Origin of the sequence: Nitrospira sp., from assembly GCA_029194675.1 — a bacterium.
Classification (GTDB): domain Bacteria; phylum Nitrospirota; class Nitrospiria; order Nitrospirales; family Nitrospiraceae; genus Nitrospira_D.
Map to the genome: position 1 here is coordinate 184,503 of JARFXP010000001.1, position 15,236 is coordinate 199,738.

Sequence of the window (15,236 nt, forward strand, 5' to 3'; positions counted from 1 at the left end):
AAGCAGCTTCATATAGTAACGCATGTTGAGTGCAATTCCGCTCCGATAAGACATTCCCGCCATGCCTACGACACACCGCGCCCTTTTTTCGTTAGAACAGATCGGAACAGGAACCGCGCGTTTCTCAAGCGGCGTGCCGATCCCTACGCGCACCGATCAAATGGTCGATCCCTACTTCAAGACCAAGGTGCCGAAGGAACACCAAATCGATAGTCTCTTGTTCTGGCCGCAACAACCGGGGACCTATCCAGGGCTCATCCTGCTGCATGATCGGTGGGGATTGACCGGACAGATGAAGGATGTCGGCGCCCGTCTGGCCTGTGAAGGTTATGCGGTCATCATTCCGAATCTCTATGGGCGGTTGGGAGGAATGGTCACCGCCGACGATGACGTCGCGGCCGCTCTGCTGGAACGTCAGAACGACGCGCATATCATGACGGATATCAATTCCTGCTGTGAATATCTCAATACACGCCACTTCGCGAAGGGGAATATGCATGGAGTCGTGGGCTATGGAATGGGGGGATCCTACGCGCTCCGTTTCGCCTGCCATCGGAAACGGCTGCGCGCGGCCGTCTCTTACTACGGCAAGGCGGTCACTCCCAACGCATTGATGAAAGATCTTTTTTCACCGGTGCTGTATCACCAAGCAGGAAAGGACACCTGGGCCACGCAGGACGACGTCGAGCAATTGCGCGGCGCAGCCGCCGAATATGCCAAGCGAGTTGAGATTCATCTCTACCCCGATGCAGCTCACGCCTTCTGTAATGACATGAAGCCACAGGCCTATGATCCCGACAGTTCGGCCCTCGCCTGGGAGCGGACTGCGAGCTTCTTGAAATCTTGCCTTCAAGGAACATGACCCGAAATAGACCGCCGCTTCGTTTTCAGACTCGCACAGAGGTTGATGGCTCGAAAACCCTCGGCCATCGACGAGGTCGCAGCCGGCGTCGCCCTACCATGACCGGTTTCTTTCTCCTCATGGGGCTGTCAATTCTCACGCTGTCGCCCGGACTCGCTGAGGAACGAGCGTCACCGACATTCCTGGCCCAACAGGTCGGTCAGCACCCCGACCAGTTCGTTCCGATCGATTCGGACGAGAAAGCCATGACACTATTCACCACGGCCGTCGGCCCTGCTCTCGGCCTGAGAGATGCGGCAGGAGCGCTGGGGGCAAAACGACTCCCAAGTAAAATGGTCAATGAGCTGAAGTTGGCCGAACTATCCCAGACGGTCTATGAGTTGATGGCAGCGCTGGCTGCATGGCAGTTGGCCGATTCAATCGGTCATGAGACAGAACCATCCTCTGCCGTGCTTCCCCCTTCTGCTGCACGACAAGAGTGGTTGCGCGCTCGCAGCCGAAGCGCATCGCTTTCAGATTTGCTCCGCATCACCCAGGAGGACCAAACCCTTCGAACCTCTCAACCAACACCCGGTCGTCAACACACAGAACTTCTGTTGGCAGCCGAACGCACGGCATTTGAATCCAGCCAGCAGGCCATCGCCGCTTGGTGGGAAGTCTATGGCTGGAAGGACCGCATCAGGCAGGCGAAAGGTCGGGCTCGGCTATGTGGGACTTGGCAGTGGACCATTCACAATCACCAGCACCACGAAGAGCAGAAACACTCGATGGTCTTTCCTCCTGACGGACAGGTGCCGGGCACTATTCCCGCACTGTCGGAAATGATCATTCTCGGCGACGGCATTTACCTGCGATGGGAGCAGAACGGGCAGATACAAGAAGACAGTTTACTGTTCATCAAGGACAATACGAAGATCGAAGGGTCATTTGTGAACAACATGGGAGGATGGGGAGCAATCAGCGGCAAGCGTACAGCCCCCTGTCAGCGGTAGTCAGCTTGCTGCCCCACGCCACGCGCGCCAAGCCAACCAGCCCCAGCCGACAATGAATAACGCGCCTCCAACCGGAGTCACCGCACCAAGCCAGCGCACTCCCAACAACGACACTCCATAGAGACTCCCGGAGAACAAGAGCGTCCCGGCCAGAAACATCCACCCGGCTTTGACTGCTCCGGCATCGCGCCCGATGCGAGCAGCAAAGCCGCTCAGGACCATGCCGAAGGCGTGATACATCTGGTAACGAGTAGCCGTCTCGTAGACGGCCAGCATCGACTGATCCAACAAGTCTTTCAGCATATGAGCCCCGAAGGCCCCGGCTGCCACTCCAAATCCGGCGCTGATACAGCCGATACCGACTAACCACCGAGATGATGCATCGCCATCCATCCTGTCTGACTCCCTGCCCCACCGGTTGCGGACCGGTTGGATCATACGCGATCCTCACCGAATACTCCATCGCAGGACTTCGTTCGGACAGCACAGGAACTCAGGATCCATTCTCTACCAGGAAAATCTTTCCGCTCTCCCTATGCCGCATTCCAAAAATCTGCCTTTGATTCTTGCTTCTGACTCCTGTATGGTGGGCCTCTATTTTTCTTGAAACCACTCCGAAAGAGGATCATCATGTGGGACAAAAAGCGAGGGGAGATGGAATCGGATAACGGAAACTTTACTGTTTTAGGGAAGGACGTCACATTTAAAGGCATCGTCCACTTTCACAGTACCGTTCAACTCGATAGTGCCATCGAAGGAGAAATCCACGCCAAAGGAATGCTGGTCATCGGCGAAAATGCGGTCATCCGAGGTTCGATTATCGCCGAGACCATTGTGAGCAGAGGAAAGATTCATGGCAACGTGAGTGCCACCAGCAAGATTCAGCTGCTCAAGCCGGCGGTCCTGCTCGGCGATATTTCTTCCCCTTCGTTTTCGATGGAAGAAGGTGCGTTCTTCAAGGGTTCGATCGACATGGGTTCTCATCCGGTGGTCGATGAACTGCAACAATCGACCATGGTCCTCCCCGATTTTTCACACCGCCTCAGTTCATCGCGGCCTGTGCTGATTGAAAGTGAACGAGGGAGCTGACGCTCCCTCGTTGCCGAGCTTTTTCGCGCCGGTCCCCGCTCTGGTTGCCATTTATCCTTCCACAATAGCTTTAACCCGATTGGCTTGTCTCATAAGACATCCGGATTCATTTTGTCCTCGTATATCAGGTCATGAGCCTTCATCACATAAGGGAGGTCATGATTTCATCCCGGGTAGAAGCGCTGTTCCGGCGACCGTTCAACCTTTCATCAAAAACCTGCTTCGTTCATGAGACTCAAGGCTCACTTGCGCGGAGACGTTTGCTCATTGTTATTTTCACAATTGCCCTCAATATTATCGCTGTATGGTTGCTGACGTTCGCACCCTGGTCGAATTGGAAGACCGGAGTCGCACTGAATCTCATCGATAATGCCATCTTGCTCCGGTTCATTGCCAAACATCGCGACCTCTTCCTTGCGCGACTCATGGTCTTTGGGCTGGCCGTGGGCTTCACGGAGCTGGCTGCAGATGCCTGGCTGGTCGATTACACCAAGACCTTGGACTATTCCATCGGCGGCGGCCCGATGCTCTGGCGCTCGCCCATCTGGATGCCGTTTGCTTGGGAAATCGTGGCGGTGCAATTCGGATATGTCGGACTATGGCTCTGGAATCGATTCGGCGGTTGGGGATTGCTGGGCATCGGCCTTCTGGGCGCGATCAACATCCCGTACTACGAAGAAATGGCCCGGTACATCAACTGGTGGCAGTACAGCAATTGCCGGATGCTCTCCTACACCCCCTACTACATCATCCTAGGCGAGTTCGGTATCGCCATCCTCCTGACCATCTTGGCTCAGCGAGTCTCACAAGATACCTGGACAGCCACTCTCATAGCGGGCACGGCCGGTGGTTCCGGAATCTTCATCTGTTACGCTCTCGCCTACGGCGTCACAGATGGGATCATTTTTCCTTGAATCGAATTGCGTTTCCGGATTATGTCGATGCGTTGGAAAGGGTCTGATGGAAGCTTCTGATTAGGCGATCGATCAATGGCTTCGCGACGGTAGCCCAGCGGCAGCCATCGGTAACGGCCACCTCCATCTCTCCTCTTTTCACCTCCCCCGCCCTTCTGTAAGATACCCACCCTCGATTGGCCACCAACCGGGAGATGGTTCGATGGCTCGAAGCGCTGCATTCCGTTCATTCGCACAATTGATGACGGCCGCCTTGCTGGCCGACAAGCGAGGGTGTTCGGACGTCGATGCCGTCGGAACGCTCCAAGCATCCCCTCAGGCCAAGGCTTCTCCCACGATTTCCCGCCGCCAGTTTCTGCTCGGCGCGGGGGCGACCGGCGCAACATTCGCTCTCGGGACGATCACGGGTTTTCCGCTCCGCATCGCCGATGCCAAGCCACTCCCTTCCTCCCTCTCCATCGGTATCGTCGGTGCAGGGCTCGCCGGATTGGCTTGTGCCGATACACTCAAGACCCGCGGCATCCAGACTTCCATCTATGACGCAGCCACTCGTACCGGCGGCCGCTGTTGGTCGTTACGAGGCTTCTTCCCCGGTCAGGTGGCGGAACGCGGAGGCGAGCTGATCGACAACTTGCACAAGACTATGCTGGGCTACGCCAAACGATTCGGTCTAGCCCTGGAGGATGTCAATAAACAGCCGGGCGAGAGCTTCTATCATTTCTTCGGACAACGGTATTCAGAAGCCGCGATTGTGGCGGAATTTCGTGACTTCGTGTCGGTGATGCGGAGGGACCTCAATCGCCTCTCCCGAGAAGTCACGGCCCGTTCACACACACCCGATGATGTGGCGCTGGACCGTACGGATCTGCTGGCCTATCTGGAAGGGCGGAACGGAGCCGGCGTCCCAGCTGGACCCGTGGCCAAGGCCGCCATTGTGGCGGCCTATGAGGCGGAATATGGACTTGCCGCCACAGAACAGAGCTGTCTAAATTTTCTCTTATTCATTCACGCCGACAGCCGTTCCACGTTCACCCCGTTCGGTGCCAGCGACGAACGATACCATCTGGTGGACGGTAACGACCGCATCGTCGAAGGATTGACGCAGCACCTCGCCGGACAGCTCACTCATGACAGCCGGCTTGTACGAGTCCGCCGCCTGAGCGACGGGCGAATCGAACTAACGTTCCAGATGGGCAGCCGCACCGTTGCCAAAACACACGATGTCGCCGTGTTGGCCATCCCCTTTACTCTGCTGCGTGAAGTGGAGCTCGATCCCAGCCTCGCGATCCCTCCAAATCAGCTGACGACCATTCAAGGACTCGGCTACGGCACCAATGCCAAGCTGATGATCGGCTTCTCCAGCCGACCCTGGCGCGTGTTGGGATCGAACGGAACCGTCTATGCAGATCTCGCGAATGTACAGACGACATGGGAAACCAATCCCTCACGGGGCACAGAGACCAGAGGCGTACTGACTGACTATTCCGGCGGTGCGCGAGGTGCAGGTTTGAACCCGCATATGGTCCAGACAGAAGCGCAACGGTTTTTGACCGGTTTGAATATCGTATACCCAAACACACTCGGCGCTGCCACACTCATGCAGGGACAGTATCTTGCGCACCTCGAACATTGGCCTTCGAATCCGCTGATGAGAGGCAGCTATACCTGCTACAAACCGGGACAGTTCACGACCATGGCAGGATTGGAGGGACTGGCGGTCGGCAATCTCCTCTTCGCCGGTGAACACACGAACTCGTTTTATGAATGGCAGGGGTTCATGGAAGGCGCGGCTCTTTCCGGTATTGCCGCCGCCCAATCCATCCTAGCCACAACCAAAACTCGTTGATGCCGGTTCCGTGATTCCGTGGGTTGGTGTCCTAACTCATGCCTCCATCCAATCAGGCAAAAGGTCGAAGTCGAACCTCCAAAGGGATGTTCCGCATCTTGCCGCTTGGCGATTCAGCGATCACGATCGAGTTCGGCGACAAGATCGATCCGCTGATCAATGCACGGACCATCGCATTTGCGAAGATAGTCGGCGATCAAGGGTGGGGTGGCATCCTGGATATTGTACCCACGTACCGATCAGTCACCGTTTTTTTCGACCCGCTTCAGTGGAGTTTTCCTATACTGATCAAGAACCTACGCAGGCTGCCTCGACCCAGTCCAAACGAAACGAGATCGAATGGCACCATCCATGAGATTCCCGTTTTGTATGGCGGCGAATGGGGACCTGACTTGGAGGAGGTCGCAGCATTCGCCGGCCTGACACCAGCTCAAGCCATCGAATTACACGCATCGATTCGCTACCGAATCTATATGCTCGGGTTCAGCCCAGGATTTCCCTATCTGGGCCTGGTCCCTAAACAATTGACGATGCCTCGCCGTTCGACCCCACGGACGAAAGTCCCAGCCGGATCCGTCGGCATCGCTGATCGTCAGACCGGGATTTATCCCATCACCACGCCTGGCGGATGGCAGCTGATCGGCCGAACACCCATGCCCATATATTGCAAGACCAACCCAATCCCCTTTCTGCTGAAGCCAGGCGACCTGGTCCAATTCAGACCCATCGACCGGAACGAGTTCGATCGCCTGAGCCGCGAGGCACAGCATGACGGCTATTGATTTGAACAGCGACATGGGTGAGTACGAGAGCGAAGAGTTCCTGGCACTCGAGGCCAAACTTACGCCGCTGATCACCTCGGTGAATATCGCTTGTGGCATACATGCCGGCAATCCCACGCTCATGCGCCGGACCGCCCGGTTAGCCGCACAACACAGAACTGCAATCGGGGCACATCCCGGTTTTCCTGACGCCGAAGGTTTCGGGCGACATGACCGTCAGGCCTCTCCGCTGGAAGTCGAGTCACTGGTGACGACACAACTGACGGCTCTTGCCGAGGTGCTGGCATTGGATCATCTGACACTCACCCACGTGAAACTTCATGGCGCGCTCTATAACTTGGCGGCTAGAGATCGGACAGTGGCGGATGCCGTCGCCCGAACCGTCGCATCGTTCAACCGACACCTGCTCCTCTTCGCCCTTGCTGGATCAGTCTTGGTTGAGAGCGGAAAGAACGCCGGTCTGACCATGGTTCAGGAAGCCTTTGCCGATCGAGCATACCGGTCGGACGGTTCATTAGTACCGCGCTCTCAACCAGGCGCTCTCCTGAAGACCGAACAGCAAGTTCGTCGGCAACTTTGTGAGATACTAAGTGGCTACGTCACAAGCATCGATGGGCGGCGCGTCGCCCTGCATGCCGATAGTCTGTGCATTCACGCCGACACACCGCAGGCAGTCGAATTCGTTCGGCTCGTCCGAAACGAGATTGAATCAGCAGGCATAGGCATCGCCCGGGCATACATCGCGAGATGAATCTGCAACCAACCCACATCATCGTGGTCGAAGGCAGGTAGCTCACCACAATTGCAGCAGAAGTGCTCAGGCATAATGTGGGCTAGCTGAGCAGGAGCGGATTGTTCGTCAAAAAAGGCCCTACTCTCGCTGGCTGGAATCAGAGCCAGCGGCCGAGTGCGCCAGCTCCGGTCAGCCCTTCTCACAGAATCCGCCGACATCGCTTCTCGGCAGCTTCCTTTCGCGCAACACCAATGCCGATCCGGGCTTGCAGTGCTGCACTTGGAGTTAGAACTCAAGGTTTTCATCAATGTGCTCCCAAGTACGGTGTAGGAAAATGGTGGTTCGGTCGGCCGGTCGTTCAGAATGAATCCTTTCAGATACTCCCTGAATCGAAAGAGATTCACTTCGTGTAGCTCTTCTTTCTAGGGCCTGTTAACACAAACGCAAGCCTTCGACGATCAATGCAAAATTGATGAACGCGATGAACATGACATCGAGTTTTTCAAACCGCGAGAAGATGCGCCGAAATCCCTTAAGCCGGCGGAACAGCCGTTCGATCTCATTGCGTCGCTTATATCGGACTCGATCGTATTCCCAGGGGGCGCGTCGATTGTGCTTGGGCGGCACCACAGGAACATATCCTAAATCCAAGGCGCCTTGCCGCGTCTCATTGCCTTCATACGCTCGATCCATCACCAGGTGGATCGGACGCGGCATTCTCCCCAAGCGTTGCAGCAACTTTCGTCCCTCGGGCGCATCGTGGGCTTGCCCCGGGAACAGACCAAACGCTATGGCCGTTCAAGCATCCGCGGCAACCAGATGAATCTTGGTCGTCCATCCGCCGCGGGACTGACCAATGGCTTGCGGGCCGTTTTTTTTAACGCCCCCGTGCCATCCGGATGGACCTTCACGATGGGACTGTCCAAGGCGACGGCTTCGATTTTCACGCGGATGATCTGTGCATGCTGTAACTGTGCAAAGACGCGATCCAGCACCCCGCTCTTCGACCAACGATTCATGCGAGTATAGATGGTGTGCCAGTTGCCGAACCGCTTGGGCAGACCGCGCCATTTGCACCCTTGCTCGGCGACGTACAAGATGGCGTTCAGGACGTGCAGATTGTCGAGCGTCACATTGCCGCGTTGTGTCGGCAAACATCGCTCGATTTGACGCTACTGGGTGTCGGTGATTTCCATGGACGCAGTATCTCATAACAACGACTGATAGTGTTAACACGCCCTAGTCTAAGGTTAGTTGCGTCAGGGGCACATTCTGCTTCACAGATGAACTACTTGTTCCCCTTCCTGTCCGCTGTATCCAGCGCCAATCAAGCCTTTACAGTACCTTAGGTATTGCTTCTATCCTTCCTAAGCCCGGGTGCGGCCATCCGTGAGACGTAACACGTACTACGTATTGCGCACCGTGGTTTTCGTGCCTCGGACTGGGTGGTCGGTGTCGCGTGGATCGTATTTGGGCCACTCCGGTTTTCTTTCTGCTGTATATGTCAGGCGGTGAGTGCAAATTCGGGGGACCCCCTCTGAAATTTTCCAACCCCCACCGGGGGGAGTTTCTTCAGTTATGATCACCTTTGAGACTTCCGAAGGAGAGCGACAACCGTTCCGTCATAATCGTGATTGAAGCCTCGGGACGGCATCAATAGCTACGGCATCGAATACACGTTTTTCACCGACAACGGCCACTGAACCTAATTGGATTCAGTATCGAAATAGATTCACCTCAGGTTTGTCGACGGGAACAGCCGGTCCATTCCTCAAAATACAAGCTATTCCTGCACGGTTCATTGCGGCCCCCTACTTGCATATTAGATTCCTATACGTAAAGACTTGCATTAATGGCAATACGAGCCGGGAGGGATGAGCGAATTCTAGGCATTGATAGGGAGAACCATATCTGAATCAGTCGTGCCATATGGGAGTTATTTCACTACAAGAGCTAGGTCCTGCGTACCGAGTAACCACCAGGAGGGAAACTCATGATGTTATGCAGTAGAATCATGGCTGTTTTATTGTGCACCGTCTTCATGACCGCCACGTCGGGGTTTGCAGCGGCGTCTGTGTCGCCTCCGACTACCCCAACATCCGAATATCTCCCAAGCGTATCTCAGATGCTGGGCATACCGCTCCAGTTTGAGGCTAATCAGAGCCAGCTCAATGACCAGGTCAAGTTCCTTGCACGAGGAAAGGGCTATACCCTGTTCTTGACGCCCACTGAATCAGTCATGGTGCTCCTGCAGCGGAATACAACGGCGCGGGGGCCTGATCAACAGGGACGCGATCCGCTGGCTATGGCCAAGCCCACTCCAATCCACCAGGCCGTGGTCCGGATGAAGCTCGAAGGAGCCAACCCCTCGCCGACCATTGATGGAATGGATCAACTCCCAGGGATCGTGAACTACTTCATCGGCAACGATCCGGCCAAATGGCGGACTAACATCCCGACCTACGCAAAGGTCCACTACAAAGACGCCTATCCGGGAATCGATCTGGCCTACTATGGCAACCAGGGCAAGTTGGAATATGACTTTATCGTCTCACCAGGGGCAGATCCAAACCAGATCAAGCTGGCCTTCGAGGGCGCGTCAGACATCACGGTGGCTGAAAGCGGCGACTTGTTGCTGGCAACCGCCCTCGGTGACGTATGTGTCCAGAAGCCGATCGTGTATCAACTTGACAAGGATGGGCACAAGACTCTGGTGGCGGGGGACTATGTACCCTCTTCAGGGAATCTGTCTCATGTGCAGATTCAGCTTGCCGCATATGACCGTGAGAAACCGCTGGTGATCGATCCGGTGGTCATCTACAGCACTTACCTGGGTGGCAGCAGTTCCGACATTGGACGTGGCATCGCGGTGGACGGCGTCGGGGCGACCTACGTCACGGGGGACACAATCTCTCCGAATTTTCCCCTGCTGTCGTCCAGCCAAGGAGCATTTGCTGGAATTGTTGATGCTTTTGTCACTAAGCTCGATGCCACGGGGACTCGGATCTACAGCACCTACCTGGGTGGCAGCGGTTCCGACATTGGACATGGTATCGCGGTGGATGGCGCCGGAACGGCCTACGTCACGGGGCAGACAGCTTCCTCGAATTTTCCCCTGCTGTCCGCGAGCCAAGGGGTATTCGCAGGAGGTTTTGATGCCTTTGTCACCAAGCTCGATGCCACGGGAGCGCGGGTCTACAGCACCTATTTGGGTGGCAGCGATATCGATGAGGGATATGGCATTGCGGTGGATGGCACCGGGGCAGCCTACGTCACGGGGCGGACATCGTCCTTGAACTTTCCCGTGCTGTCTGCGAGCCAAGGCGTATTCGCAGGATTGTCTGACGCCTTCGTCACCAAGTTCAATGCCGCAGGAGCGCGAGTCTACAGCACCTTCCTGGGTGGCAGCAGTTCCGACTTTGGACGTGGCATTGCGGTGGACGGCGCAGGATCGGCCTATGTCACGGGGTGGACATCCTCCACGAATTTTCCCGTGCTGTCGGCGAGCCAAGGGGTGGTCGGAGGAATTGAAGATGCCTTTGTCACCAAGCTCGATGTTACGGGGGCTCGGGTCTACAGCACCTACTTAGGGGGGAGCAATAATGATGAAGGCCGTGGCATCGCGGTGGATGGCGCCGGGGCGGCCTACGTCACGGGGCGGACATCGTCCTTGAACTTTCCCGTGCTGTCTGCGAGTCAAGGAGTATACGCAGGAAATATTGATGCCTTTGTCACCAAGCTCGATGCCACGGGGGCTCGCGTTTACAACACCTATCTGGGTGGCAGCAATACCGAGGAGGGACGTGGCATCGCGGTGAACGGCGCAGGATCGGCCTATGTCACGGGGTGGACATCCTCCACGAATTTTCCCGTGCTGTCGGCGAGCCAAGGGCTGTTCGGAGGATTTGAAGATGTTTTTGTGACGAAGCTCGATACCATGGGGGCTCGGGTCTACAGCACCTACTTGGGTGGCAGCCAAATGGATGAGGGATATGGCATCGCGGTGGACGGCGCCGGAGGGGCCTACGTCACAGGGCAGACAGCTTCCCCGAATTTTCCCGTGCTGTCCGCGAGCCAAGGGGGACACGCAGGACTTGGTGATGCCTTTATCACCAAGCTCGTGGACAAGCCCATCGCCGACGCCGGACCAGATCAACCGGTGGTGACCGTCCCGCCGACGCCACCTGCACCGCCAGTGCTGATGGGTACACTGGTGACATTGGATGGGAGCGCTTCTACCGGTAGCTCACTGACCTACAGCTGGACCCAGGTTCCTGGAGGACCGACCGTGGCACTCACTGGGCCCACCACAGCCCATCCGACATTCACGGCACCGAACGTGCCCGTTGCCGGAGCGACCGTCACCTTTCAGCTGATCGTGTGCGAAGGGACCACCAGCAATTGCAGTGATCCCGATACGGTCAATGTCCATATCATGAACGTCAATCGTCCCCCAGTGGCTGAGGCGGGGCTGGACCAAACGGTGCAAGAAGGCAGTCCGGTCTTGCTCAATGGAAGTGCCAGTTACGATCCGGATGTCGAATCCATCACCTATACCTGGCTCCAGATCTTTGGGCCTACGGTGACGGTGGCCTATCCGAATAGCGCCACCCCGAGTTTCACGGCACCGCCGGTCGGGGCCAGTGGGGGGCAGGTGGACTTCGAACTCATTGTCACCGATGCGCGGGGCTCGAATCATGCCGATTACGTCTCCGTCTTCATTTCGAACGTGAATCAGCCGCCGGTCAGTAACGCCGGACTGGATCAAGCCCGAAATGAGAATACGCTCGTGACGTTGGATGGGAGCAACAGCACCGACCCTGATCTGGATACCCTCCACTTCAGTTGGAGCCAGACCGGTGGGCCAAGCGTGGTACTCACGGGAGCGAACACTCCGAATCCGACCTTCACTGCACCGAATGTCGGTCCTGGTGGCGGGCTGTTGACCTTCCAACTCGTGGTCAACGATGGGCAGGCGAGCGGCGGTGCCGACACCGTGCAGGTCGCGGTTCAAGATGTCAACGATCCACCCGTCTGTACTTTGGCACAGCCCAGTGTTGCAGTGCTCTGGCCGCCGAACCACACGATGGCAGAAGTAAGCATCCTGGGCATCACTGATCCGAGCAACAGCACCGTCACCATCTCCTATCTCCGGGTGACCCAGGATGAGCCGATCAACGGTTTGGGCGATGGGGACACGGGTCCGGACGCCTTCGAGTCAGGAAACAATATCCTGCTGCGTGCCGAGCGGGCGGGCTCTGGGAACGGGCGTGTCTATACGGTGCAATTTAGGGCGACGGATCCTGATGGGGACAGCTGTACCGGCACGGTCAAGGTCTCCGTCCCCAAGAGCATCAAAGACACCGCCGTGGACAGTGGCCAAAATTACAATTCCTTTGGCCCCTAGTACTCTCAGCATCAGCCGGACCGGCTCCCGGGAGCCGGTCCGAACACCTTGCCTTACCCCTATAGACATCTAGACATCGGGGAACCCGGGTACGTTCTCGTTAGATTTTGCCAGTATCAGAGCTTGCACGAGGGTGCCAGTCTTGGTTGGTCGACCCCGACCTTATCGTTTATCCGGTCGTCCTCCGTCCAATCACGTTTGTAAGTGTTCTCCCGCACGGCACACCTCTGGCGTCATACGCATATCTGACGGTATGAAGCGTGGAGAGGCGCCAGAGCCAGGCACCAGACTGGTCTCTGAGCGGTCGGGAGAAGATCGGTGCAACGAACGGCTCCTTCTGCTGGTATTCTCCAAGGTCGGCGCGTTGATGTTACCGCAGCGAGGCGTTACAATGTGGATGGGGTCAGATCTTGGACCGTGCATCACCCAGAACTCTGAGCACCTGAAATGAGGGTCAGGACTTGTTTGGCCCCTCACAACATTATGAAACCGCGGGTATTCGAAGCAAATGACAAGGTGTGACCCTATTGCGCGTTTGGGCGCTGTGCAGAAGGAGCGGGCCGCTCATATCACCGAAACTTAGCGGGATTGAGTAAAACTCTACGGTGACGGGTAGACGAGCGGATTGCCGATTTTTCCCCTTGTTCCTGACAGTCTTATTCATCGCTTTCCATCCGGACTCGCGCGGCTCCCGTTGAAGCAAAGACGAAAGAGTACGGCTGCTGTTGATCTCGTGGACTCGTCTCGTTACGATGACCACCTTCCATGTGGCCCAAGATTTGGAAGACAGGAGTCACGGTGGTGATGCTGGCCGCGTCTCTTGCCGGTTGTGCGACCGGACGCTATACGTCGCTGGGTGAGGCGGAACAGACAGAGATTGAGCAGCTCCAAGAGAACGTCTACCGAGTGGAATATCGCGTGAGCGCCTTCACCTCGCAGGAACAGCTGGACCGCTATCTGCGTCGACGCTGTGCTGAGCTGACCCTCCGCGAGGGGTATGACTTTTTTCACCTGGCTCAGCGCGCCGACGTGCTTGGCTTCTCGCGTCGGACGGCCATGACGGTGACGCTGTACAAAGGCCACAAACCTGTCGGGGCGGCAGACCTGTACCATGCCCAGGAGGTGTTAGCCGAGGCCGCGACTGCCCCGTAGCCCTACCAATGTGCGTAAGGACATACGAGGGTCTTGCGCCGGTCCTCGGACGCCGGCAATCTTCCGCTGATTTGCTTCACGGTATGCACGTCAGGAGCTGCAACACATTGCGTCGGAAATGCGAGACCGGCAAACCACGCCTCTCTCTCGTACAAGCCCTCCTCACCGTGCTACTTATATTTCAGGCAGGTTGTGGAGCCGCGCAGCTCGGGATGTGCGCGCCGCATACGAAAGAAGAAGGTACGCCTACTCGGAATTGGGTCGAGTGTTTCGGCCAACCCTTTTCAGGCGGGGGAATGACCCATTCGGTGCTCTGCCTGCACGACGGCACCGACAAGCCTCCGGTGCTGTTGCTCCATGAGTTGACTGGCCTGTCTCCGGGGACACTTGCCTATGCCGAGGAGCTCTCGAAGGACTTCACCGTGTATGTGCCGCTGCTATTCGGCGAGAAAGGCAAGTTTTCACTTACGAAGGGATTGTGGGCCTATTGGTTCCGGGGATCAATGGAGTTTTTCCCCGGCGGTGAATGGGGCGTCCCGTCTCAAGGAAGCGCTCCTATTGTGAACTGGCTGCGAGGCGTAGTGCAGAAGGTCGGAGAGCGGCACCGTCAACAGTCCATCGGCATCATCGGCAACTGCATGACCGGTTCGATCCCTGTTGCGCTGCTTGATCACCCACAGGTCGCTGCGGTGGTGGTGGCGCAGCCTGCCTTGCCCCTCCGTTTCTTCTGGTGGTACACGGATGCCGACCACAAGTCTCTAGGCATTTCCTCAGAAGATATCGTTCACGCCGAACGCAGCACGGCCAAGATTTTCGGATTGAGGTTCCAAACTGACTGCATCTCGCATCCAGATAAAATGAACACGTTGCGGGAGCGTTTTCCTGACCGTTTTCAATTCGATGGAGAAATCGAGTACCGGATGAAAGGAAAGCCAGCCAAGGCTCACAGCACATTGATCGGTTCGTGGAGCGAGCATGGCGAGGCGGGACGGCCATCGCGAGACGCGCGCGAAAAGGTTCGAGCTTTTCTCCTCAAAGGACTCAGTGAGGTTCGTCCGGCCGGAAAAGAAATACTGCCTCCCTTCACTTTGAGAAAAGACCCTCCTCTCGTTGAGATCAAGCATCCGCGCTCACCGAGAAGAACCTACGGTCCATTCTTGACTTTCCCTGTCGAAGCAGCTAAGCACATCACGCCCGGCGCTGCCCGAGAGCGGCGGTCGCACCTCACCTTGTCAGGAAAGGAGCCCTCCCGATGGCCGAGCTACGACTCTTTTACGCAACCAACCGCAACTACCTCGGTGACGATCGCTGGCGCCCCAAGGGCTACGGCAAGAAATTCAGTGATGACGGGATCGAGAATCTCCGCTTCGGTCGTGTGATCGTCAAGGTCGATGAAGCCAAACTCACCAAGTATCTTGAGACGGACTGCGAACCCATGGGACGGGGGGACGGCGAGGGG

Annotated in this window: 11 protein-coding genes and 1 pseudogene; 10 read left to right on the plus strand and 2 right to left on the minus strand. The window is 56.8% G+C overall.

The window, feature by feature from the left end; translation table 11 throughout:
- The first annotated feature begins 61 nt into the window (after positions 1-61).
- Together P0120_00850 and P0120_00855 are read left to right on the plus strand one after the other, a co-directional pair.
- The gene (locus P0120_00850; GenBank protein MDF0672878.1) at positions 62-862 is read left to right on the plus strand and encodes a dienelactone hydrolase family protein; all 801 of its coding nucleotides are present in this window, start codon (positions 62-64) and stop codon (positions 860-862) included.
- Positions 863-960: 98 nt separating this feature from the next.
- On the plus strand, positions 961-1,854 hold the full coding sequence (locus tag P0120_00855) for a hypothetical protein (protein MDF0672879.1): 894 nt from the start codon (positions 961-963) through the stop codon (positions 1,852-1,854).
- On the opposite strand, the gene P0120_00860 is transcribed toward P0120_00855, so the two are convergent.
- Positions 1,855-2,292, minus strand: a complete 438-nt coding sequence (locus P0120_00860; protein ID MDF0672880.1) for a DUF423 domain-containing protein — start codon at positions 2,290-2,292, stop codon at positions 1,855-1,857.
- A 192-nt stretch (positions 2,293-2,484) separates the two neighbouring features.
- Here P0120_00860 and P0120_00865 point away from each other — a divergent pair, with 192 nt between their 5' ends.
- From P0120_00865 to P0120_00885, 5 genes are all read left to right on the plus strand, one after another.
- A complete protein-coding gene (locus tag P0120_00865; protein ID MDF0672881.1) occupies positions 2,485-2,943 on the plus strand; it encodes a polymer-forming cytoskeletal protein in 459 nt (152 codons plus the stop codon).
- Positions 2,944-3,101: 158 nt separating this feature from the next.
- Positions 3,102-3,857, plus strand: a complete 756-nt coding sequence (locus P0120_00870) for a hypothetical protein (protein MDF0672882.1) — start codon at positions 3,102-3,104, stop codon at positions 3,855-3,857.
- A gap of 202 nt (positions 3,858-4,059) precedes the next feature.
- Positions 4,060-5,703: an FAD-dependent oxidoreductase gene (locus P0120_00875; GenBank protein ID MDF0672883.1), complete on the plus strand. Its 1,644-nt coding sequence runs from the start codon at positions 4,060-4,062 to the stop codon at positions 5,701-5,703.
- A gap of 38 nt (positions 5,704-5,741) precedes the next feature.
- On the plus strand, positions 5,742-6,485 hold the full coding sequence (gene pxpB, locus P0120_00880) for a 5-oxoprolinase subunit PxpB (GenBank protein MDF0672884.1): 744 nt from the start codon (positions 5,742-5,744) through the stop codon (positions 6,483-6,485).
- A complete protein-coding gene (locus P0120_00885; GenBank protein MDF0672885.1) occupies positions 6,472-7,236 on the plus strand; it encodes a LamB/YcsF family protein in 765 nt (254 codons plus the stop codon). The genes pxpB and P0120_00885 overlap by 14 nt, the downstream gene beginning before the upstream one ends.
- A 414-nt stretch (positions 7,237-7,650) precedes the next feature.
- Here the strand turns inward: P0120_00885 and P0120_00890 are convergent.
- Positions 7,651-8,384 (minus strand): annotated as a pseudogene (locus tag P0120_00890) (IS5 family transposase).
- Between the two features lie 848 nt (positions 8,385-9,232).
- Here P0120_00890 and P0120_00895 point away from each other — a divergent pair.
- The 3 genes from P0120_00895 to P0120_00905 all read left to right on the plus strand — a co-directional run bounded on the left by P0120_00895 (position 9,233) and on the right by P0120_00905 (position 15,156).
- Positions 9,233-12,625: an SBBP repeat-containing protein gene (locus P0120_00895; protein ID MDF0672886.1), complete on the plus strand. Its 3,393-nt coding sequence runs from the start codon at positions 9,233-9,235 to the stop codon at positions 12,623-12,625.
- Positions 12,626-13,390: 765 nt separating this feature from the next.
- A complete protein-coding gene (locus tag P0120_00900) occupies positions 13,391-13,777 on the plus strand; it encodes a hypothetical protein (protein MDF0672887.1) in 387 nt (128 codons plus the stop codon).
- A gap of 296 nt (positions 13,778-14,073) precedes the next feature.
- Positions 14,074-15,156 carry a hypothetical protein gene (locus P0120_00905; protein ID MDF0672888.1) on the plus strand — a complete coding sequence of 361 codons (1,083 nt, stop codon included), beginning with the start codon at positions 14,074-14,076 and terminating at the stop codon, positions 15,154-15,156.
- Positions 15,157-15,236: the final 80 nt, after the last annotated feature.

Coding starts and splice junctions, on each gene's coding strand:
- P0120_00885 (MDF0672885.1), top strand. CDS start 6,472: ATGACGGCTATTGATTTGAACAGCGACATGGGTGAGTACGAGAGCGAA.
- P0120_00900 (MDF0672887.1), top strand. CDS start 13,391: ATGTGGCCCAAGATTTGGAAGACAGGAGTCACGGTGGTGATGCTGGCC.
- P0120_00905 (MDF0672888.1), top strand. CDS start 14,074: ATGACCCATTCGGTGCTCTGCCTGCACGACGGCACCGACAAGCCTCCG.
- P0120_00875 (MDF0672883.1), top strand. CDS start 4,060: ATGGCTCGAAGCGCTGCATTCCGTTCATTCGCACAATTGATGACGGCC.
- P0120_00850 (MDF0672878.1), top strand. CDS start 62: ATGCCTACGACACACCGCGCCCTTTTTTCGTTAGAACAGATCGGAACA.
- P0120_00855 (MDF0672879.1), top strand. CDS start 961: ATGACCGGTTTCTTTCTCCTCATGGGGCTGTCAATTCTCACGCTGTCG.
- P0120_00895 (MDF0672886.1), top strand. CDS start 9,233: ATGGCTGTTTTATTGTGCACCGTCTTCATGACCGCCACGTCGGGGTTT.
- pxpB (MDF0672884.1), top strand. CDS start 5,742: ATGCCTCCATCCAATCAGGCAAAAGGTCGAAGTCGAACCTCCAAAGGG.
- P0120_00865 (MDF0672881.1), top strand. CDS start 2,485: ATGTGGGACAAAAAGCGAGGGGAGATGGAATCGGATAACGGAAACTTT.
- P0120_00870 (MDF0672882.1), top strand. CDS start 3,102: ATGATTTCATCCCGGGTAGAAGCGCTGTTCCGGCGACCGTTCAACCTT.
- P0120_00860 (MDF0672880.1), bottom strand. CDS start 2,292: ATGATCCAACCGGTCCGCAACCGGTGGGGCAGGGAGTCAGACAGGATG.